Source organism: Anaerobacillus sp. 1_MG-2023, assembly GCF_030547345.1.
In the GTDB taxonomy this organism is placed as follows: domain Bacteria; phylum Bacillota; class Bacilli; order Bacillales; family Guptibacillaceae; genus Guptibacillus; species Guptibacillus hwajinpoensis_B.
Map to the genome: position 1 here is coordinate 121,896 of NZ_JAUORD010000004.1, position 21,445 is coordinate 143,340.

At 39.6% G+C, this 21,445-nt stretch carries 18 protein-coding genes and 1 tRNA gene; all 19 read right to left on the reverse strand.

Features of this window, described 5'->3' with window-relative positions; all coding sequences use genetic code 11:
* Positions 1-3: 3 nt before the first annotated feature.
* The 19 genes from Q4550_RS09165 to ptsG all read right to left on the reverse strand — a co-directional run bounded on the left by Q4550_RS09165 (position 4) and on the right by ptsG (position 21,321).
* Positions 4-744: an amino acid ABC transporter ATP-binding protein gene (locus Q4550_RS09165; RefSeq protein WP_276511803.1), complete on the reverse strand. Its 741-nt coding sequence runs from the start codon at positions 742-744 to the stop codon at positions 4-6.
* A 21-nt stretch (positions 745-765) separates the two neighbouring features.
* Entirely contained in the window at positions 766-1,425 is a 660-nt protein-coding gene (locus tag Q4550_RS09170; RefSeq protein WP_160918640.1) for an amino acid ABC transporter permease, read from the reverse strand.
* 79 nt (positions 1,426-1,504) lie between these two features.
* Positions 1,505-2,320 (reverse strand): transporter substrate-binding domain-containing protein, encoded by an 816-nt coding sequence (locus Q4550_RS09175; protein ID WP_306558415.1) that lies wholly within the window; start codon positions 2,318-2,320, stop codon positions 1,505-1,507.
* A 282-nt stretch (positions 2,321-2,602) separates the two neighbouring features.
* Positions 2,603-3,184 carry a ribosome biogenesis GTP-binding protein YihA/YsxC gene (gene yihA, locus Q4550_RS09180; protein ID WP_303532012.1) on the reverse strand — a complete coding sequence of 194 codons (582 nt, stop codon included), beginning with the start codon at positions 3,182-3,184 and terminating at the stop codon, positions 2,603-2,605.
* Entirely contained in the window at positions 3,181-5,502 is a 2,322-nt protein-coding gene (gene lon, locus Q4550_RS09185) for an endopeptidase La (protein WP_303532014.1), read from the reverse strand. The genes yihA and lon overlap by 4 nt, the downstream gene beginning before the upstream one ends.
* A gap of 253 nt (positions 5,503-5,755) precedes the next feature.
* Positions 5,756-7,423 (reverse strand): ATP-dependent protease LonB, encoded by a 1,668-nt coding sequence (gene lonB, locus Q4550_RS09190; RefSeq protein ID WP_303532017.1) that lies wholly within the window; start codon positions 7,421-7,423, stop codon positions 5,756-5,758.
* 131 nt (positions 7,424-7,554) lie between these two features.
* Positions 7,555-8,829: an ATP-dependent protease ATP-binding subunit ClpX gene (gene clpX, locus Q4550_RS09195; RefSeq protein ID WP_194219374.1), complete on the reverse strand. Its 1,275-nt coding sequence runs from the start codon at positions 8,827-8,829 to the stop codon at positions 7,555-7,557.
* A gap of 327 nt (positions 8,830-9,156) precedes the next feature.
* Complete coding sequence (gene tig / locus Q4550_RS09200; RefSeq protein ID WP_303532021.1) at positions 9,157-10,449, reverse strand: trigger factor; 1,293 nt, start codon at positions 10,447-10,449, stop codon at positions 9,157-9,159.
* A gap of 259 nt (positions 10,450-10,708) precedes the next feature.
* Positions 10,709-11,737 carry a tetratricopeptide repeat protein gene (locus Q4550_RS09205; protein WP_303532022.1) on the reverse strand — a complete coding sequence of 343 codons (1,029 nt, stop codon included), beginning with the start codon at positions 11,735-11,737 and terminating at the stop codon, positions 10,709-10,711.
* A gap of 413 nt (positions 11,738-12,150) precedes the next feature.
* A tRNA-Arg gene (locus Q4550_RS09210) sits at positions 12,151-12,227 on the reverse strand.
* Positions 12,228-12,323: 96 nt separating this feature from the next.
* On the reverse strand, positions 12,324-12,839 hold the full coding sequence (locus Q4550_RS09215; protein WP_303532026.1) for a metallophosphoesterase: 516 nt from the start codon (positions 12,837-12,839) through the stop codon (positions 12,324-12,326).
* A 108-nt stretch (positions 12,840-12,947) separates the two neighbouring features.
* Positions 12,948-13,541, reverse strand: coding sequence for an XTP/dITP diphosphatase (locus Q4550_RS09220; RefSeq protein WP_303532028.1), 594 nt, complete (start codon positions 13,539-13,541; stop codon positions 12,948-12,950).
* Positions 13,534-14,292 carry a ribonuclease PH gene (gene rph, locus Q4550_RS09225; protein ID WP_303532031.1) on the reverse strand — a complete coding sequence of 253 codons (759 nt, stop codon included), beginning with the start codon at positions 14,290-14,292 and terminating at the stop codon, positions 13,534-13,536. The genes Q4550_RS09220 and rph overlap by 8 nt, the downstream gene beginning before the upstream one ends.
* A gap of 202 nt (positions 14,293-14,494) precedes the next feature.
* Entirely contained in the window at positions 14,495-15,580 is a 1,086-nt protein-coding gene (locus tag Q4550_RS09230; protein WP_303532034.1) for a GerMN domain-containing protein, read from the reverse strand.
* A gap of 211 nt (positions 15,581-15,791) precedes the next feature.
* Positions 15,792-16,589 (reverse strand): glutamate racemase, encoded by a 798-nt coding sequence (gene racE, locus Q4550_RS09235; RefSeq protein ID WP_303532037.1) that lies wholly within the window; start codon positions 16,587-16,589, stop codon positions 15,792-15,794.
* Between the two features lie 30 nt (positions 16,590-16,619).
* Positions 16,620-17,069 carry a MarR family winged helix-turn-helix transcriptional regulator gene (locus Q4550_RS09240; protein ID WP_194219366.1) on the reverse strand — a complete coding sequence of 150 codons (450 nt, stop codon included), beginning with the start codon at positions 17,067-17,069 and terminating at the stop codon, positions 16,620-16,622.
* 190 nt (positions 17,070-17,259) lie between these two features.
* The gene (ptsP, locus tag Q4550_RS09245) at positions 17,260-18,987 is read right to left on the reverse strand and encodes a phosphoenolpyruvate--protein phosphotransferase (RefSeq protein WP_194219365.1); all 1,728 of its coding nucleotides are present in this window, start codon (positions 18,985-18,987) and stop codon (positions 17,260-17,262) included.
* Positions 18,987-19,253 carry a phosphocarrier protein HPr gene (locus Q4550_RS09250; protein WP_136947743.1) on the reverse strand — a complete coding sequence of 89 codons (267 nt, stop codon included), beginning with the start codon at positions 19,251-19,253 and terminating at the stop codon, positions 18,987-18,989. The genes ptsP and Q4550_RS09250 overlap by 1 nt, the downstream gene beginning before the upstream one ends.
* A gap of 31 nt (positions 19,254-19,284) precedes the next feature.
* Positions 19,285-21,321: a glucose-specific PTS transporter subunit IIBC gene (gene ptsG / locus Q4550_RS09255; RefSeq protein WP_303532048.1), complete on the reverse strand. Its 2,037-nt coding sequence runs from the start codon at positions 21,319-21,321 to the stop codon at positions 19,285-19,287.
* Positions 21,322-21,445: the final 124 nt, after the last annotated feature.

Below are 21,445 nucleotides of genomic sequence, written 5' to 3' on the forward strand. Positions count from 1 at the left end.
TTTTTATAGAATTGAACTTAAAAAGTCTTGTGTTCTCTGTTCTTTTGGATCGTTGAACAGTTCGTTCGGGTGACCCTTCTCCACAATTTTACCGTCGTGCATGTATACGACCCAGTCTCCAACTTCGCGCGCAAAGCCCATTTCATGTGTGACCACTACCATGGTCATTCCTTCTTTTGCTAATTCTTTCATAGTTGAAAGAACTTCTCCTACAAGTTCAGGATCAAGCGCAGAAGTCGGCTCGTCAAAAAGCATAATGTCTGGCTTCATCGCAAGTGAACGTGCTATTGCAACTCGCTGCTTTTGCCCACCTGAAAGTTTGTTCGGATACACATTTGCTTTATCAGCTAGCCCTACCTTCGCAAGGAGTTCTTTGCCTTCCTTCTCAGCCTCAGCACGTTTCAATTTCTTAACCATTAACGGTGCTTCGATCACGTTTTCTAGAACGGATTTATGTGGGAATAAGTTGAAATGTTGAAACACCATTCCAACCCGCTGCCTTACTTTATTTAGATCATTTCTTTTAGGATCGATTGTTTCACCCTCAATGATTACATTCCCACTATTCTTGATTTCAAGAAAATTCATACAGCGTAGCAAGGTGCTTTTACCTGAACCACTAGCTCCAATCAGAACAACAACGTCACTTTCATTAACTTCAAGATCAATATCCTTTAGGACATGGAGGTCACCAAAGGATTTATTCAATTTCTCTACTCGAATCATTTCAGCTTTTTCGGCCATTTCTAACACCTCTCCGGTTTCTTAATCACTAGCTGATAGTCGTTTCTCAAGAAGGTTAACTAAGAACGTAAAGATTAGAACCAACACAAGATAATATACAGCAACTATAAGTAAATACGTCATCTCATCAAACGTTCTTGCCCCCTGCGTAGTCGCAACGCTGAACAATTCTGGTAGAGCAATAAAGGCTGCTAGAGAGGAATCTTTCAATCCAATGATAAATTGGTTACCCAGTGGCGGAAGTGCTCGTCTGAATGCTTGCGGAAGGATAATCCGCCTCATAGCAAGAGTATGACTCATTCCAAGAGAGCGTCCTGCTTCCATCTGACCTTTGTCGATTGATTGAATCGAACCTCGAAAGATCTCTGCAATATAAGCCCCATTATGGAGAGCAAGTCCGATCGAAGCAGCCCAGAATTTTGGAATGTTGAATTCAGTTAAACCAAAATAGAAAATAAAGATTTGCACAATAAGTGGTGTACCTCGAATGACAGCGATGTACACATTCGCGATCCAATTAAGTATTTTTGATTGAGATATTTTAAAAAGTGCAAAAAACAGTCCAATAAAAACAGCTATTAAAACAGATACGAATGTAACTCGAATCGTTAGCCATAAACCTTCAAAGAAAACAGGGTAGCTTTCTAATAATGTTTCAAAAAAATGAGCAAAAGTTGGCAAGTGCGATCAGCTCCTTAGAATTCAGTAACGTAACAGGTTAAAAAAAAGAATGTGCGCACATCGCACACATTCCTTTTCCTTACTCACTGTCAGGACTCTGGGTGATGTCTACTCCGATGTATTCCTCACTTAGCTTTGTTAGTGTTCCATCTTCTTTTAACTCTTCTAAAGCTTTGTTAACGGCTTCAAGAAGATTTGAGTTCTCTTTCTTAATGGCAACAGCTTGTTCACTCGTACCAAGTTGCTCAACCTTCTCAATCTTGAAATCTTCTTCGATTGCTTGCTTGCCTGTAATGTCATCTGTAATAACTGCATCATGCTTTCCTTCACTTAATGCACGCAATGCAGTTTGATCACTATCGTAATTTGAAATCTTATCAGTGTACTCTTCCGCTGATTTTTCGTAAGTGGAACCTTTAGATACAGCGACATCTTTGCCACTTAGATCTTCTACACTCTTAATATCGCTTCCAGGCTGTACATAAAGTACAGGTCCCGAATAGTAATATGGTTCACTAAAATTAACTGCTTCTTTACGCTCATCCGTAATCGTATGACTAGCTACTGCCGCATCATAACGACCTGACTGAATGGCCGATACCATACCGCTAAATTTAAATTTCTCTACAGCGGGTTCAAGATCTAACTTTTCTGCGATGGCTTTCCCAACTGCTACGTCAAAGCCATCAAGATCTCCATTCTTATCTACTGTACTAAACGGTGGAAATTCACCCGAAACGACGTAGCTGAATTTACCGTCTTCTGTTAATTCTAGACCGTCGTCTCCTTCAGAACCAGATGATCCACTTTCTTCTTCGTTCCCTCCACAAGCGGCTAAAACAAGCACAAACAATAACATTATTGCGGTTAGAAAACTCCACTTTCTTTTCATCATCACGTGTCCCCCTTAAACGACTTTTCAAACATGCAGTTAGGATTATGTAAACTGCGATACTTTTATAATACCAATTTTTAGACATTTCTTTCAATTCTAACTTACGGCTTGTACACCTCCTAATTCCTCCTAAGAGTGGATATCAGAAAAACAGCCTCTATATCCTTCTGTTTCCTTCACTTTATTTCCATTCCCTTTCTATTTGAATTGAAAACCCTAAATTGCTAATTATCTGAAAAATAAACATAAAGAAAAACCCGATCTACTGACCGGGCTTGATAACTACAAATAAGATTTAATTGCACCCCATACATTTTCTTTACCTTGTCCAGTATGAGAAGAAAACGTGACGAGTTTGTCGGATGGTTCAATTTTCAGCGTCTGGTTAACGATTTTTAAATGTTTATCCCATTTTCCTTTAGGGATTTTATCCGATTTCGTCGCTACAACAATTACTGGTATTTCATAGTGCTTTAACCAGTCGTACATCACGACATCATCATTAGATGGAGAGTGACGTAAATCAACAATTTGAATGACCGCTTTAAGCTGATCTCGATCAGTTAAATAAGTCTCAATCATACGCCCCCAAGCATCTCTTTCTTTCTTGGATACTTTAGCAAAGCCATAACCAGGAACATCCACAAAATACAATAGCTCATTAATTAAATAAAAATTAAGCGTTTGGGTTTTTCCAGGTTTTTGTGATGTTCTAGCAAGATTCTTTCGATTAATTAGCGTGTTAATAAGAGAAGATTTCCCTACGTTAGATCGGCCAGCTAAGCCAATCTCAGGCAAACCATCTACAGGATATTGCTCTGGCTTAACAGCACTAATTATAAAATCTGATTTCGTTACTTTCATTTATTCTCCCCCACAAGTGCGGTTTTTAACACTTCATCCAAATGTGAGACTGGAAGGAATGTTAAATCTTTGCGAATGCTTTCTGGAATATCATCCAGATCTTTTTCATTTTCCTTTGGCATGATGATAGTGGTTAAACCAGCTCGATGCGCACTAAGCGATTTTTCTTTTAGTCCACCAATCGGCAGAACACGTCCACGTAACGTAATCTCACCGGTCATCCCTACATCTCTTCGTACAGCCTTGCCTGTTAATGCGGATACAAGAGCCGTGGCAATTGTAATCCCTGCTGATGGACCATCTTTTGGAGTAGCCCCTTCTGGTACGTGAATATGGATGTCGTTCGACTCATGGAACGACGGGTCAATGGAAAGCTCTTCTGACTTAGAGCGAATATAACTAAACGCAGCTTGAGCTGATTCTTTCATCACATCGCCAAGTTTCCCTGTTAATATGAGCTTACCTTTACCAGGTGATAGGGAAACTTCAATAGCAAGGGTGTCTCCACCAGCCGTCGTATAAGCTAGACCCGTGGCGGTTCCAATTTGATCTTCCTTCTCAGCTTCACCATAACGAAATTTCGGATGTCCAAGCAGCTCTTCAAGCATTGTTTCAGTAACAATAACGCGTTTTTTCTTACCTGAAACAATTAATTTCGTTGCTTTTCGACAAACCGTAGCAATTTGGCGCTCAAGATTACGAACACCAGCTTCTCTCGTATAGTGGCGCACAAGCTTATAAAGACTCTCTTCTCTGAGCTGAAGATTACCTTTTTTCAATCCGTGCTCTTCAAGCTGTCTTGGTACAAGATAATTCTTAGCAATATTCACTTTTTCAATTTCAGTGTACCCTGCAATTTGAATGACTTCCATACGATCAAGTAGTGGTTCCGGTATCGTTGCAAGATTATTCGCTGTTGTTACGAACATCACTTTCGACAGATCATACGGCTCTTCAATATAGTGATCACTAAATGTGTTGTTTTGTTGTGGATCAAGCACTTCCAATAAGGCAGATGATGGATCACCACGGAAGTCATTAGACATTTTATCGATTTCATCTAATAGAAAAACAGGGTTAACAGTGCCTGCTTTTTTCATCCCTCTGATGATTCGACCTGGCATAGCTCCAACATAGGTTCTACGATGACCTCGTATTTCAGCCTCGTCACGCACACCACCAAGAGAAATTCGCACAAACTCTCGTCCAATGGAACGAGCGACAGATCTTGCAAGTGATGTTTTCCCTACCCCAGGAGGTCCAACAAGACAAAGAATTGGTCCTTTGAGCGATTTGGTGAGTTGCTGAACAGCAAGATATTCTAGCACACGTTCTTTTACTTTCTCAAGACCGTAATGATCTTCATCAAGAATCTTTTCTGCATGATTAATATCTAGGTTATCCGTCGTTTCTTTTGACCAAGGTACTTGAATTAACCAATCAATATAATTACGAATAACAGAACTTTCAGCTGAGCTTTGCGGAATTTTCTCATACCGATCAAGCTCTTTATACGCCATTTCTTGAACGGATTCGGGCATATCCGCTTCTTCAATTTTCTCTTTGAGTGTTGCGATCTCACCAGTTTTACCTTCTTTTTCACCCAGTTCGTTTTGAATCGCCTTCATTTGTTCGCGAAGATAATACTCTTTTTGTGTTTTCTCCATCGACCGTTTTACACGCTGACCAATTTTCTTTTCAAGATCGATTACATCTTTTTCATTTTGAAGAATTTCAATCAGCTTATTTAATCGTTCTTGTGAACTATAGGTTTCTAGAATTTCTTGCTTTTGGCGAATCTTTAATGAAAGATGAGAAGCAATAATATCAGCAAGCCGTCCGGGCTGCTCGATATCACTTACAGACGCAAATGTTTCGGCGGTCACTTTTTTAGAAACTTTAATGTATTGTTCAAATAAATCAAGAACTGTTCGCATTAATGCCTCTTCTTCAACATTCTTATCTGCGCTTTCATTAATTTGCTCTACTTCAACCTCATAAAACTCTTCTGTATCTTTAAATTCTACAATTTTTCCTCGTTGGAGCCCTTCAACAAGCACTCTTATTGTGCCATTTGGCAATTTCAGCATTTGCTTTACCGTTGCAAGTGTTCCAATCTCGTAGATATCTTTTACATCAGGTGTTTCAATTTCCACCTCTTTTTGTGTAGATAGAAAAATTTTCTGGTCATCCATCATAACCTTCTCAAGTGCTTGTACAGACTTCTCACGTCCTACATCAAGATGTAAAACCATTGATGGGTAAACAAGCAAACCTCTTAAAGGCAGCAATGGCAATGTTTTATGTTCATTCTTCAATCACGGCACCTCCAGACAACAAACTAAAAAACGTTCTGATTCGCAATTATCCGAGCTTATTCTATTGATAAGTTGTACTTCATTGTATCCTAAGTTTCTTCTACTTGTCTAATCATCCCTGCTCAAACTCCAAAAAAACTTACTTATAATAGAAAAACGCGCCTGGCAGTCTTTTTTAGCTATGTTAGCTGATTTAATTTATTTCACGTTTTTTTTTGAGTTTTCTTCAATGCACAAAGAAAATCCCCGCCCCCTAACTTCCGGGCTGGGATTTTCCTATTACAATGGAAGGAAATTCTTGCGCTTTTTCAATCATAAAGGCTGCGTCAAATACTTCTGACAGATGTTTTACCGGAACTACAGTAATACCTTTGATGACTTTCAGCATTTCTTCATTATTCTCATATGGGATGAGGACTAATTCAGCACCAGCATCCCGTGCAGCTGTTACTTTGGCAAAAACGCCCCCCACAGGTTTAACTAACCCATGAATGCTAATTTCACCAGTCATTGCAACTTTATGATTAACAGGACTTCCCTTAACAGCAGAGTATATACCTGTCGCAATAGCAACCCCTGCTGAGGGACCATCTACAGGAACACCTCCAGGAAAGTTAATATGTAGATGATAAGCCCCCACTGGTAGCCCCATCGATTTTAAGACGGTCATAACGTTTTCTACAGAAGATTTCGCAAGGCTCTTTCTTCGGATCGACTTTGACTGATTCCCGATGCTTTCTTCCTCAACAATACCTGTAATAGTAACAGAGCCTTCTTTTTCTAGTTTACCTTTAACGGCTGTCACTTCAATTTCAAGTAAAGCTCCCATGTTTGGTCCATAAACTGCTAGCCCATTAACAACACCTGTTGCTGGGGACAGAGGGATTTTTCTTTCTGGCCTTGGCGTAAGTCGACTCGCATGGATGACCCATTCCATATCTGCCGCAGTAATGCTTCCTCTATTTTCTGTAATTGCCAGTCCTGCCGCAATTTGCATTAAGTTAACCGCTTCACGACCATTTCTAGCATAGCGACTAACCCGTTCAATACCATCGTTATCGAGCGTAAGATTTAATTTCTTCGCTGCTCTAGTCGCTATACGGGCGATTTCTTCCTGGCTCAGCTCACGGAAATAAACTTCCATACATCTAGAACGAATGGCCGGCGGAATATCTTCTGGAGTTCTCGTAGTCGCTCCAATCATTCTAAAATCTGCTGGTAATCCATTTTGGAAAATATCGTGTATATGGTTAGGAATATTTGTATTTTCTTCATTATAATAAGCACTCTCAAGATACACTTTTCGATCCTCTAGAACTTTTAGCAGCTTGTTCATTTGAATGGGATGAAGCTCTCCAATTTCATCAATAAAGAGGATCCCTCCATGCGCATTCGTAACAGCTCCTTGCTTTGGCTGAGGAATGCCCGCCTGCCCCATAGCTCCCGCACCTTGATAAATAGGGTCGTGAACAGAACCAATTAAAGGGTCAGCAATCCCTCTTTCATCAAAGCGTGCCGTAGTAGCATCTAGTTCTACAAAAACGGCTGAATTTTTAAAAGGCGTTCCACGGTTTCGCTTAGCTTCCTCTAGAACGAGGCGGGCGGCCGCTGTCTTGCCTACCCCAGGCGGTCCATATATAATCACGTGCTGCGGATTAGGTCCACAGATGGCGGCTCTTAACGTACGAATCCCTTCTTCTTGACCAACAATCTCAGAAAATCCAGTTGGCCGAATACGTTCTGATAGCGGTTCGCTTAGCGAAATACTTCTTAATCGACGTAAATGCTCCATTTCTTTTCGCGATTCTTTATCTATTGAAACTTTCTGGGTTCGCTGATTCCGAAGCAAATTCCAGAAATACAATCCGATCACTATTCCAAAAAATAATTGTATCGCTAGTGCTATCCCTGTCCAATTCATACTCCTACCTCCTGAAGATTGATCAATAGAACTAGTATCTCCTGAGGTTTCGTTCCATAAACCGGCAATTCACAAATTGGATAGGGCAACTCACAAAAAAGCCAATCACCCGCAGGCGATTGGCTTTGAAATTATGCACTTTCTTTAGGCGATTTCTTATCTTCGTCGATAACAGAACCATCTTCAAGAATCAATTTAGGCGTAGTCTTCTCACTTACTGTAGAAGCTGACAGTACGCACTTCTTAATCTCTTCACGAGCAGGAAGGTCATACATAACATCAAGCATAATTCCTTCAATAATCGATCGAAGTCCACGTGCACCAGTTTTTCTTTCAATTGCTTGTTTCGCAATTTCTACTAGTGCATCATCTTCAAACTCCAGTTCAACATCGTCAAGTTCAAGAAGTTTTTGATATTGCTTCACTAATGCATTCTTAGGTTTTGTAAGAATTTCTACTAGTGCTTCTTCATCTAGAGGCTCAAGGCTTCCAATAACCGGAAGACGGCCAATAAATTCAGGAATCAGTCCAAAACGAAGGAGGTCTTCAGGAAGAACCTTACCTAGGTATTCACCTGGTTTAAGATCTTCTTGTTTTGCTTCGCCACTAAATCCAATAATTTTCTTACCAAGACGACGCTTGATAATTTGTTCAATTCCATCAAACGCTCCCCCGCAAATGAAGAGGATGTTTGTTGTATCAATTTGAATAAATTCTTGATGAGGATGCTTACGTCCACCTTGTGGAGGCACACTAGCAGTTGTACCTTCAAGAATTTTGAGTAGCGCTTGCTGAACACCTTCACCAGAAACATCACGGGTAATAGAAGGATTCTCAGATTTGCGAGCTACCTTATCAATTTCATCAATGTAGATGATCCCTTTTTCAGCTTTTTCTACATCGTAATCTGCAGCTTGAATGAGTTTAAGAAGAATATTCTCAACATCTTCCCCAACATACCCAGCTTCAGTTAATGACGTAGCATCCGCAATAGCAAAAGGCACATTTAGAATTCTAGCTAGCGTTTGTGCGAGGAGTGTTTTACCGCTCCCTGTTGGTCCAATTAGTGCAATATTACTTTTCGCAAGCTCAACATCATCAGGTTTAGATGATGCATTAATACGCTTATAGTGATTATAAACGGCTACTGAAAGTGATTTTTTCGCCTTTTCCTGTCCAATGACATAGTCATCAAGAATTTGGCAAATTTCATGAGGCTTCGGTACTTCTTTGAAGTCCACCTCTTCTTCAGTTCCAAGTTCTTCTTCAACGATTTCAGTGCATAATTCAATACACTCATCACAGATATAAACACCTGGTCCTGCTACTAACTTACGGACTTGATCCTGCGTTTTACCACAGAAAGAACATTTAAGTTGTCCTTTTTCATCGTTAAATTTAAACATGAATTCACCCCTAACCTTTGATCTCGATGAAATCCGAGTAGGTCTATCTGCAAAGGAACTCCGTCAGTCCAATTGAACTTTAATTACTCATGAAGTAATCTTAACGGGCATCCACCACTGGTTTCTCATCCTATTTATGTAATGAAATTGTATCATATAACGCAAAAGGATACGAAATAAAACGCCTCTTTAAAGCTTATTATGTATCAAGTTCTTTGTCTTACTACTATGTTTAGCAAATTTGTTTCATTTCATTACTATTTCTTTTTGTAAAAACAAGGCGCGATTAAGCGCCTTGTTTCAAATAAGCCAATCTACTAGCTTGTATTAAGCTTTTTTACTGTTGTCTACAAGAACATCGATTGCTTTACGGATGCGTAGGTCACCTTTGAGTGCATCAGTGCCACCCTGCATAGTAAGCATTGAACGAATTTGTTCTTCTTCCATGTTGTACATTGCAGCCATTTTAGAAAGTTCTTCATTCACTTCTTCTTCAGAAACTTCCACATTTTCAGCTTCAGCAATTGCTTCAAGAGTTAGGTTAGTACGCACGCGCTTTTCACCGTCTTCTTGCATTTGCTCACGAAGAGCTTTTTCATCCTGACCAGAGAACTGGTAGTACATTTCAAGGTTCATACCTTGTTGTTGAAGACGCTGTTCAAATTCTTGAAGCATGCGGTCAACTTCTGCATCTACCATAGCGGATGGAAGGTCAATCTCGCTGTTTTCAGTAGCTTTTTCAATCAACGTGTCTTTCTTTTGAACATCAGCATCTTCTGCTTTTTGTTTCTCAAGATTTTCTTTCGTTGTTTTCTTAAGCTCATCAAGTGATTCTACTTCTTCGTTTACATCTTTAGCGAACTCATCATCAAGCTCAGGAAGTTCTTTACGCTTAATGTCGTGAATTTTAACTTTGAATGTTGCTTCTTGACCAGCAAGATTCTCAGCATGATACTCTTCAGGGAAAGTAACTGTTACTTCCTTCTCAGCACCAGCTTTCTCACCAATTAGTTGCTCTTCAAAGCCAGGAATGAAAGTGTTTGAACCAATTTCTAATGAATAGTTGTCGCCTTGTCCACCTTCAAATGGTTCTTCTCCAAGGAAACCTTCGAAGTCGATTACTGCTGTATCGCCTTCTTGAAGTTCTCCATCTTCAACAACAACAAGCTCAGCTTGCTTTTCTTGAAGTGATTTAAGCTCTGCTTCCACTTCTTCATCTGTAACGCTTGTCTCTTGTTCTTCAACTTCAAGACCTTTGTATTCACCAAGTTTAACTTCAGGCTTAACAGTTACTGTTGCTTTGAAGATCAAGTTTTGACCTTTTTCCATTTGCTCCACGTCTACTTCCGGACGATCAACTGGCTCGATACCAGATTCATCGATAGCTTCTGAATAAGCTTTAGGAAGAATAATATCAAGAGCATCTTGATAAAGAGATTCTACACCAAAACGCTTTTCGAAAAGAGAGCGTGGCATTTTACCTTTACGGAATCCAGGTACATTAACCTGTTTTACGACTTTTTTGAACGCTTCGTCCAGCGCACTATTAACCTCAGAAGCGTCTACTTCTACTGTAAGAACGCCCTGATTACCTTCAAGCTTTTCCCAATTTGCAGTCATTTACACATTACCTCCAACAATAAATATATTTCCACTAATCGAGCGTTTAAAAAAGATGACGCCTTTTGGAGTATAAAAGCGTCTGCTGTCTTTTAAACGGTCTCTTTTACTAGTAAATATGGGTTTGCAACCATTTTATTATAACATAGAACAGTTACTTTTCAACACATACGGTATGATTGTAAACCGCGTAACCATAGTACAGCTTACCTATGTTCCCGAATGATCGCAAGGCAAAACATTCTATTTCCATGTATTTCTACTCAAATGGGCGATAAAATGGCTGATTTTCGATGTTCATGATCCGATTTGCGGCCACCTCAAATTCAGAAGACCTAACTTCATAATAATCGCTAAGCTCCTCATTTAACAAGCCTTCACCATTCATTTCAGAAGCCACTTTATGAACAGCTGCCGCCCAAACAGCACTGTTCGATGGTTCGGCTTCAAATGGCGAAATGGCGAACAAATAATGCCACCAAATTTGCATACACATCTCAAAAAGAGCTGGATTTTTCTGTTCCACCACATGAGAAAGTTTCGATTTAACGCTTAAAGAAAAGTCCTGCAGAAAAATATCCTTCAATTCGGAAGGATTTACAGTAATTTCTCTTCCAAACTTATGTACGATAACTTCTTGATTCAACTCTTTTTCTCTTAACACCTGTAACACCAGGCTTTTAAGGAGGGGATCCTTATCTGTTGCATTTAAATATGTAAGATAAACTGGAATAGACTTTTTCTCATTAACAGCGCTCAGTTTCTGTATAGCCAACCACTGTTTTTCCGTCTTATCGCTTTCTAAATAAGCAATCAGCTTGTCTGCATCTTCCTCTTGGACAGTTTCAAACTCATCGTCAGAATCGATATCATAACTCGTCATTTGTCTGCTGAAATGCAATAGCTGATAGAGCGATTCCGCTATATTTGACGGAAGTTGATTTTCTTGCAATACCGCTTCGATCATCGTAACTACATTCTGATACTTTCCAAGCTGAACTAAAATTGATATGTATACTTGAAAAATGTCGTAATAGTCCCCGATACCCTGCTGCATCATTGTTTCACAGCGTTCAGATGCTTCTTTTAAATCGCCCATTTCAACCAGGCTTAGGACCATTCCAAAATTCCCTTGAGGATGATCTGGTTCGATTTCAAGTAGCTGACTAAAATGTTTATGTGCCTCTTTAATTTCTTTAGCTTTAAGTGCTGCCATTCCTTTTTCGACAAGTTTGCCTGCCACGTTTGGAAAATAAACTATTTTCCTCTCATGCTTTTCTTTATCCATGACGTAATCGCTCCACTCTCTTATATTCTCTATTAAAAGAGTTTACAGCAGGAAAGGCGCAGCTACGATTAGGTATCAGTTTATCAGTATCCACCTGTAAACTCAAGTTGAAGCACGTTACAGGTTCTATTCCCGCTTGCTTGTTATTTAACACGCTCTATTAGTAACGCACTACGATACGTGAATGTTCCCCTAAAAGCTAGTCACAGTACAGCACCGTTTCTGAACGTACTCATTAAAGTGTAAGCTATGTTAGGTTATATTGATGAAATGTCGTATTGGGCTCATTCAAGTGAAACCTTACTCTCACATGTTGAAAATAAGCCAAAAATCAACAACGTTCATCCACACAGCTCAAAATATAAAAAAAAAGCCATCTTATCACAATGATAAATGCCTTTACGATATAGATATGGTGTCCCAGGAGAGATTCGAACTCCCGACCCACAGCTTAGAAGGCTGTTGCTCTATCCTACTGAGCTACTGGGACATTGTTTAGTTTGTAGCGACATTTATTAATATAACGAATATCAAAAATAATGTCAATAGAAAAACAAGAAAAACACAGCCTTCGCTGTGTTTTTTCCTAAGTGAGAGAAAATATTTTTGAAAGATCTTCTACTATTTCCCCAGTTTCATCACGATACGTCACGCTAACATCATTTTCAGACCATTCTACAATCGCATAAGTTTGAATCGGCGGTTTTCTCGGAAGTTTGACACTACCAGGATTAAGAAACAGTGTTCCTTCCTCAAATACAGATAGGACCTCATGAGAATGACCAAAACAAACAAGATCCGCTTGTACTTCTTCAGCTTTATACTGCAATTTCATTAACGTCATTTTCACATTATATAAATGTCCATGGGTCGTAAAAACAGTTTTGTCCCCTACTTTATCGACCGATTCATCTGGATAACGATGGTCGTAATCACAGTTTCCACTCACTCTCACCTGAAAAGGTAGCATTTCAGATGCATCATAATCAAATTCTGAATCTCCACAGTGGATCATACATTCGACTTCATTTTGATGTCTCTCTACAAGATGCTGCAATTCTTCCTTAGAACTATGATTATCACTTACAACTAGAACTTTCATCTCACGTCACCTCTTCAATTTAGAGTCGAGTCATGAATGCTATGAATGTTAACTCAGGCAAAGAAGCCGTATATTCAACGAGTTCAAATCATTAGTTATCCATATGTTTTAAAATAAATTCTTAAATCCCTTTTCCAAACGATCAAGAGCTTGTCCTCTATGTGAGATAGCATTTTTTTCTTCAGGAGAAAGTTCAGCCATCGTTTTACCGTATGAAGGCAAGTAGAAAATCGGATCATATCCGAACCCGTATTTTCCAGAACGTTCAAAAGCAATCGTCCCCTTGCATGAACCCGAAAAAATTTCCGTGTTTTGACCAGGGATGGCGACCGCTAGAATACATTGAAAAGAAGCTCCACGATCTTCTTCAGGTACATTCTTCATTTCTTCGAGAACTTTGTCCATGTTTGCTTCATCATTTTTATCGAGTCCTGCATATCTAGCCGAATAAACCCCGGGATCACCATCAAGTGCATCTATGACAAGCCCAGAATCATCCGCAATAACCGGTTGGTTTGTTAATTTCATAATGGCTTCGGCTTTTAGTACGGCATTCTCCGCAAAAGTATGACCAGTTTCTGCCACGTCAGGCGCTTCTTCGAGATCCAATAAAGAAATTACAGTAAGCTCTTCTGACTCGAACCTTCTCTTAAATTCTCTTACTTTACCTTCATTCTTTGTTGCAATAAGAAGTTTACGCATCCTCCGTAGAGTCCTCCTTTATTTTTGAAGCAAACTCACCGATCACCTCTGTTTGCTTCCGAATCAATTTCTCAACACCATCTTTACCTAGCGCAAGCATTTCATTTAATTGATTCATATTAAACGTTGCTTCTTCGCCTGTGCCCTGTAGTTCCACGAATTCTCCACTACCAGTCATAACAATATTCATATCCACATGAGCAGAGGAATCTTCCTTATAACAAAGGTCCAATAAAGCCGTTCCACCTTGATCAATTCCTACCGAAGTGGCTGCTAGAAAATCAGTTAATGGCATTTTCTTAATTTGTTTTCGACTCATACCTTTTTCTACAGCCAGTGCAAGTGCTACAAATGCGCCAGTAATAGAAGCAGTTCGAGTGCCGCCATCTGCCTGAATCACATCACAATCAATCCAAATTGTGCGTTCTCCAAGTGCTTCAAGGTCAACTACCGTCCGAAGGGCTCTTCCAATTAGACGCTGAATCTCCATTGTGCGACCAGCAACTTTTCCTTTACTTGATTCACGAATGTTTCTTTGTTCAGTGGCTCGTGGCAACATAGCATACTCAGCTGCAATCCACCCTTTCCCCTGTCCCCGCATAAAAGGTGGTACGCGATCCTCTATTGATGCAGAGCAAATCACTTTTGTATCTCCTACAGTAATTAATACAGAACCTTCCGGATGCTTTATATAATCTCTTTCAATATGTATCGCTCTAAGCTCATCTTCCTTACGTCCATCAATTCTCATACTCTTCCTCCTGTTCCCCATCTCTTTCATTACTAAATCATAACTATTTTAATAAAACTACCTTTAACCTTTTCAAGACTATGTTAATAAACGTTACTGATATTAGATAACCCATGAATCTAATCGTAATAAGCCTAACTAATCTTTATTTAAATAGAAAAAGAGGCAGTACACCTGCCTCTTAATCGTACCATATTCTATTTTAAAAACCCACTTTGTTAACGTCTTCTGGCCTTGAAACTGGTTCTGACAAAGCATTACCAGCTTCATCAATGACTTCTGGGTGACCATCAACAGTAATAGCTACTTCATTAATGCTTTCCTTCTCGGTTAACGAAAGAACCAGACTATTTATAATATCTTTCTGAATAACCATCTCTTCCGATCCAGTTAAGATCGCTTCATTAAAATCTAGCGTTAATAAGCCATCTTCCTCTTCAGCCTTCAATAATTTTACGTCTTTAGATAGTTGACTAAATAAGCCGGAATGAACTGCCGGTCCTTCCATTAGTCCTTTCAATACGCCTCGCACATCATCCGAGACGCCTTCCATGCGTTTCGTAACTGGGACGTAATATGCATAGTCTTCACTTTGAGCCATGAAATAGACGGTTACATCTTCACTATTGGAAACATCAACCACATTACCCATCTCATGGTTAATCCCATTTGCCCTGCTAACACTCTCTCCGATTGGCGTCCCATTCACAGGCATTTCCTGTTGATCATAGCCATTGATTTGAATTTTCACCTTCTCAATTCCGTCAAATTGAGTTAATGTCCAAGTGACAGCTTCAAGAATTTGTTTCTCATTTTCTGCAGCATAATCTTTAAACTCATTTGAGAAATCTACAACCACCGTTTCATCAACTTGATCAACGCCCTGGATAACAGTTCCAGCAGGCAACACAGCTTTAAAGCCGTTGGGAAGCATTTCTGTCACTGGACCATCAACAACAAGGTATTCTAACGCTTGTTTTGCAGCACCTTCTACGGCAGGAAGTTCAACGCTCTGTGGCACAACCATTCCATTGGCATCTAGTAAATAGAGCTGACGAGTCGTCATTCCAGTGGCTTCATCATCCGCCTCTTCACCCGTCGCTTCTTCTACTTCACCTTCTTTTGTAGCACCTGTCTCATTTTCCTCCATCTGTTCTCCATCTTTTACATAATCGACTTTAGGAGGATCGATTTCCTTTAATGATTTTTCAAAACCAAAACCGCAACCAGATATTGTTAATATACATGAAAGCAACAATAGCGCGAACCCAATTCCGCGTAAACGCATAGCTATCCCTCCCCGGATGGTTTGTACTACCATTTATACGAGTTATATTTCAATTTATACCTGAGTAATTTGAATAACTTGTTTTATCGTTTATTAGGAGAGGTACGAGCTTCAAAAATTGGCTACGGTATTGAACCTTAGTGATTTCTAGAAATTTATTTTTGAAAAAATTATTTTTTGAGATAACTAAAAAACTCTAATCTTTGATAGATTAGAGCTCGATACGTTCAACATTAGCTACAGGATAATCCAGCCAATGGCTCGCAATCCTAGCGAAGTTGTCAATTGATCCAGTTGTAAGAAATGTATGCGATGGACGTTCATCACCTGTATATAAAAGTGAACTGTACTCTAGAATACCACTCACTTCATATGCTGTTTCATCGCCTGAACAAATAATGGCCGTATCGTCTCCCATGACTGATTGAATCACTGATTCTAATAATGGATAATGTGTACATCCTAATATCAGGGTATCGATTCCTTTATTCATCAATGGGGCAAGCGTGCTTCTGACAGTCTGATACGTTTCTTCACTGTTCAGATTTCCGGTTTCGACCAGCGGCACAAAGGGAGGGCACGCAAGACTTTCCACTTTAATATCATTATCAATAGCTTTAAGGGAGTACTCGTAAGCTCGACTTTTTACAGTACCAGTCGTTCCAATTACTCCAATATACTTATTCGTCGTTTCTTTCAAAGCACTTCTTGCTCCTGGGTGAATAACACCTCTTACGGGGATAGATAGTTCATCTTGAATCTCTTTAAGAACGACAGCCGTCGCAGTATTACAAGCAATAATGAGCATTTTAATATGGTATTGCTCTAATAGGTAATTCGTCATTTCCCAGGTGAACTGCCTCACCTCAGAAACCGTTCTAGGCCCATAAGGACATCTTGCTGTATCACCTAAATAAACAATTTCTTCTTTTGGTAGCTGTCGCATAATCTCTCTTGCTACCGTTAGTCCGCCAACACCTGAATCAATAACCCCGATTGGTTTCTTCAAAATATTTCGCCTCTCTACTTACCGGTCCAGTTAGTTCTTTTTCATTTCGTCATAAAGTAAATGCAAACTTTCTTCAAGTGCTTTTACTTGATCTCCCGAGAATTTCTGGGTAATGTTTTCCAAATAGACCTGTCTTTTATGAATCACTTTTTTAATTATTTCATTTCCCTTATCTAATATATGAATTCGTACGACTCGTCGATCGTGTGGGTCTTTCACTCGTTTTACTAGCTCCGTTTTTTCCATACGATCCACGAGATCCGTCGTCGTACTACAGGCAAGATACATTTTATTAGACAGTTCTCCAATTGTTAAATCACCGTATTCAGAAAGCCATTGGAGCGCAAGAAATTGAGGAGGTGTAATGGAAAATTCACTCAAAAGTTCCCGTCCATGTTGTTTAATAATACCAGCAACCATACGAAGTGATTTCTCTATATCAACAATTGACGCTGGTTCTCTTGTTAATTCTTCAGACATCTAGTCTCCCCCTTATAATATCTTACATTCTATTTTGATTGTAACCGATATGAATTGCAAGAGATGACTACTTCTAACTTCTTATTCATATGCCCATGTATAAGAAGTGGCGTAAAATACTTTCCTAATTCATCATTGCCCCCAAAAACGAATCATGAACATATGTAAAAAAAAGAAGAGCTATAGTTTCCTATAGCTCTTCCGTTGCGAAATGTTCTTGTACATAGGCAACCACTTCTTCATTTGTTGCAAGTGAAAGAATATGATCGATATGAGAAGAAATCTCTTCTTTAGATAGCTTCGTCATTTGACTTCTAGCAGGCAAAATCGAAGTAGCACTCATGCTGAATTCATCGAGTCCAAGACCAAGAAGGATTGGGATCGCAATCTGATCTCCCGCCATTTCACCACACATACCAGCCCACTTGCCTTCTTTATGAGCTGCATCAATGACCATTTTAACAAGTCTAAGAATTGCAGGATTATATGGTTGGTAAAGGTAAGATACCTTTTGATTCATACGATCAGCAGCCATCGTATATTGAATAAGATCGTTAGTTCCAACACTAAAGAAATCAACTTCTTTAGCAAAAACGTCAGCCATTGCCGCCGTTGCTGGTATTTCAACCATCATACCAATTTCAATATCTTCTGATACCTGAATACCTTCCCCGATTAGCTCCTCTTTAACAGAAAGAAGCATCTCTTTAGCCTGACGGAATTCACCGACAGTTGCAATCATAGGGAACATCACTTTCAAGTTACCGAAAACACTAGCGCGAAGAAGTGCACGCAGCTGAGTACGGAAAATTTCCGTTTCTTCCAGGCAAAGACGAATCGCACGGAACCCAAGGAATGGATTCATTTCTTTCGGAAGATTTAAGTAAGGTAGCTCTTTATCTCCACCGATATCAAGTGTACGGATTACGACAGGCTTACCATCCATTTTTTCAAGAACTTCTTTGTAAGCCTTGAACTGCTCTTCTTCTGAAGGCAATTCGTTACGGCCCATATATAGAAATTCAGTACGATAAAGGCCGACGCCTTCTCCACCATTTTCAAGGACACCTTTTACATCTTCAGGAGTTCCGATGTTTGCTGCAAGCTCAACATGTTTCTCATCTTTCGTTGTTGTTGGCTCATTAACAAGCTTCGCCCATTCTTGCTTTTTAGCTTCAAAGTGTTCTTTTTTCTTTGTATATTCCGCAATTTCTTCTTCAGAAGGATCAACGATCACATTACCATCGATACCATCAATAATAACTAGTTTACCTTCCACATCTTCAGAAGTAATAGTTTTCGTTCCAACAACAGCTGGAATTTCCATTGAACGCGCCATGATAGCAGAGTGAGATGTTCTACCACCAATATCCGTCGCAAACCCTTTAACAAACTGCTTATTTAATTGAGCAGTGTCAGAAGGAGTAAGATCTTCAGCTAGAACAATAACTTCATCGGTGATTGCACCCGGAGATGTAAACGTAACGCCAAGTAAATGAGCCAGTACACGTTTAGATACGTCTCGAATATCAGCAGCACGTTCTTTCATATACTCATTATCCATGTTCTCAAACATGCTAATAAACATATTGGAAACTTCACTCATTGCACTTTCAGCATTTACTTTTTCATTATTAACTTTATCTTTCACTGCATTCAACAACTCTGGATCAGATAAAACGAGAAGATGAGCAGCAAAAATCGCTGCTTTATCTTCTCCGAGCTGTTCATTGGCGTGATTTTTAATGACTTCTAGTTCTTCTTTAGCACGATGAACGGCCGCTTCAAAACGTTCGATTTCAGCACCAGCATCAGTAATTGACTTTTGTTCAATTTCAAGTGCCGGATTTTCAAGTACGAACGCTTTAGCGATAGCAATTCCCGCAGAAGCGCCAATTCCAGTCAGTTGGTTAGACATTACTTGCCTAGACCTTCGTTTTCCATAACTTCAGTTAGTCCTGCAATCGCATCGTCAGCATCTGATCCTTCTGCTTTGATAGTGATTTCAGAATTTTGTTGGATACCAAGACTCATAACACCCATGATGGATTTCAAGTTTACAGACTTCCCGTTGTAATCAAGCGTTACGTCAGAGCTGTATTGACCTGCTTTGTTTACTAGTGCTGTCGCTGGGCGTGCGTGAATTCCTGATTCGCTTGTTACTGTGAAATTTTTCTCTGCCATTTTCAATTCCCTCTTTCAAATGTTATATTTTTTATTTTGATATTGTAATAATATCTTTGTCTTCCCGCGAAACAGTTCCTTCTTTCGAAAGATCAATTGTTTCTCCCTCTTCAAGGTTAGTAAATACAATAGGAGTAATAGTTGATGTTGCATTCTCTTTAATAAATGAGAGATCAACCTTCATAAGCTTCTGTCCTTGCTTAATCTCATCGCCTTCGCTAATGAATACTTCAAAACCTTCACCTTTGAGGTTAACCGTATCAATTCCAACGTGAATTAGAATCTCACGTCCATTAACAGACTCAATACCAATTGCATGCTTCGTTGGGAACACATTCATTATTTTGCCATCAACCGGTGCGACAATCAAGCCATCAGTTGGTTCAATCGCAAAACCGTCTCCCATCATCTTACCAGAAAAGACCTGATCAGGCACTTCTGAGATTGGCATAATCTTACCCTCTAGAGGAGAAATAAGATGATCAGCACCCTTCACTCCAGAAGGTTGCTCACTCTTTTCTTCTTTTTTCTCATCTTGAAGTGGCTTTGGTGTTTTTCCACTCATGATATCTCTGATTTGTCCTTTTAAACCATCGGACTGCGTTCCAAAAATAGCCTGAATGTTATTCCCTACTTCCATAACACCTGATGCACCAAGACGTTTCAAACGCTTCTTATCCACTTCGCCTTTATCTGAAACAGAAACGCGAAGTCGTGTAATACAAGCATCAAGACTTGTAATATTGCTTTCACCGCCAAGAGCTTGAAGCACATTGTAAGCAAGTGCTGTATTGTCCTGACCATCGTCAGCAATTTCATCCTCTTCATCTTCTTCTCGTCCAGGAGTCATTAAGTTAAACTTACGAATCGCGAAACGGAAGCCGAAGTAATAGATTAATGCGAATACTAACCCTACTGGTATAACAAGCCACCAGGCAGTTCTACCTTGAAGTACTCCGAATAGAAGGAAATCAATAACACCACCAGAGAAAGTCATACCAATTTTAACATCAAGTAAAGCCATTGTCATAAAAGAAAGACCTGCAAAAATCGCATGAATTCCAAAAAGGACTGGAGCTACGAATAAGAAAGAAAATTCAAGCGGCTCAGTTATCCCCGTTAAGAAAGAAGTAAGTGCAGCCGAGCCCATGATTCCTGCTACAACCGCTTTCTTTTCTGGTCTAGCTTCATGATACATAGCAAGCGCTGCTGCAGGAAGACCAAACATCATAAACGGGAACTTACCAGTCATGAATGTACCAGCAGTTAGCTCAGCACCATCTTTCAACTGTTCGAAGAAAATCTTTTGATCTCCTCGAATGATTTCACCAGCAGCATTTGTATATTGTCCAAACTCAAACCAGAATGGTGAGTAGAAAATATGGTGCAGTCCGAATGGAATTAACGAACGTTCAATGACACCGAATACAAATGCAGCAAGTGCTGGATTAGCATCAAGCATGTTGTGTGAAAAAGCATTTAGGCCAGATTGTACAGGTGGCCAAACGAAAATCATAATTACACCAAGAATCAAAGCTGAAACCGCCGTTGCGATTGGAACAAATCGTTTCCCAGCAAAGAAACCAAGATATTGAGGAAGTTGAATATTATAATACCGTTTATACATATAGGAGGCAAGAATACCGACTATAATTCCTCCGAAAACCCCTGTTTGTAATGTAGGTATACCAAGCACATTAGCATATGATGCGCTTTCAGCAACTTGATCAGCTGATACGCCTTCAAGTACACCCATTGTAATATTCATAACAAGGAAACCTACAATTGCAGCAATACCCGCAACGCCGTCTCCATCAGATAAACCAATTGCTACCCCAACCGCAAATAGTAGTGCAAGGTTAGCAAATACTATCCCACCAGACTCCTCCATAACAGTAGCAAGAAGCTGGAACCATTCAGCTGACAAGAACGGTAGTTTTTCAAGTAAAGTTGGATTTTGAAATGCATTACCAAAACCTAGCAATAGTCCGGCAGCGGGTAAAATTGCAACTGGAAGCATTAGCGCTTTACCAACGCGCTGTAAAACCCCGAAAGCCTGTTTAAACATGTGTTTTCCTCCTTTTATTTTTCCCCCAAAGAATTTGAATATAAAAAAGGCATGAGTGGACGGTATGACAACTCAATCAGGATATACTATACCCCAATCAGTTTTTGTCATTCCGGCTTCACTC

Bases quoted from the DNA above. Each gene is read 5' to 3' on its own strand.
- Q4550_RS09165 (WP_276511803.1), bottom strand. From the start codon at position 744: ATGGCCGAAAAAGCTGAAATGATTCGAGTAGAGAAATTGAATAAATCC.
- Q4550_RS09175 (WP_306558415.1), bottom strand. From the start codon at position 2,320: ATGATGAAAAGAAAGTGGAGTTTTCTAACCGCAATAATGTTATTGTTT.
- yihA (WP_303532012.1), bottom strand. From the start codon at position 3,184: ATGAAAGTAACGAAATCAGATTTTATAATTAGTGCTGTTAAGCCAGAG.
- lonB (WP_303532017.1), bottom strand. From the start codon at position 7,423: ATGAATTGGACAGGGATAGCACTAGCGATACAATTATTTTTTGGAATA.
- clpX (WP_194219374.1), bottom strand. From the start codon at position 8,829: ATGTTTAAATTTAACGATGAAAAAGGACAACTTAAATGTTCTTTCTGT.
- tig (WP_303532021.1), bottom strand. From the start codon at position 10,449: ATGACTGCAAATTGGGAAAAGCTTGAAGGTAATCAGGGCGTTCTTACA.
- Q4550_RS09205 (WP_303532022.1), bottom strand. From the start codon at position 11,737: ATGGATAAAGAAAAGCATGAGAGGAAAATAGTTTATTTTCCAAACGTG.
- Q4550_RS09215 (WP_303532026.1), bottom strand. From the start codon at position 12,839: ATGAAAGTTCTAGTTGTAAGTGATAATCATAGTTCTAAGGAAGAATTG.
- Q4550_RS09220 (WP_303532028.1), bottom strand. From the start codon at position 13,541: ATGCGTAAACTTCTTATTGCAACAAAGAATGAAGGTAAAGTAAGAGAA.
- rph (WP_303532031.1), bottom strand. From the start codon at position 14,292: ATGAGAATTGATGGACGTAAGGAAGATGAGCTTAGAGCGATACATATT.
- Q4550_RS09230 (WP_303532034.1), bottom strand. From the start codon at position 15,580: ATGCGTTTACGCGGAATTGGGTTCGCGCTATTGTTGCTTTCATGTATA.
- Q4550_RS09240 (WP_194219366.1), bottom strand. From the start codon at position 17,069: ATGTCTGAAGAATTAACAAGAGAACCAGCGTCAATTGTTGATATAGAG.
- ptsP (WP_194219365.1), bottom strand. From the start codon at position 18,987: ATGTCTAACCAACTGACTGGAATTGGCGCTTCTGCGGGAATTGCTATC.
- Q4550_RS09250 (WP_136947743.1), bottom strand. From the start codon at position 19,253: ATGGCAGAGAAAAATTTCACAGTAACAAGCGAATCAGGAATTCACGCA.
- ptsG (WP_303532048.1), bottom strand. From the start codon at position 21,321: ATGTTTAAACAGGCTTTCGGGGTTTTACAGCGCGTTGGTAAAGCGCTA.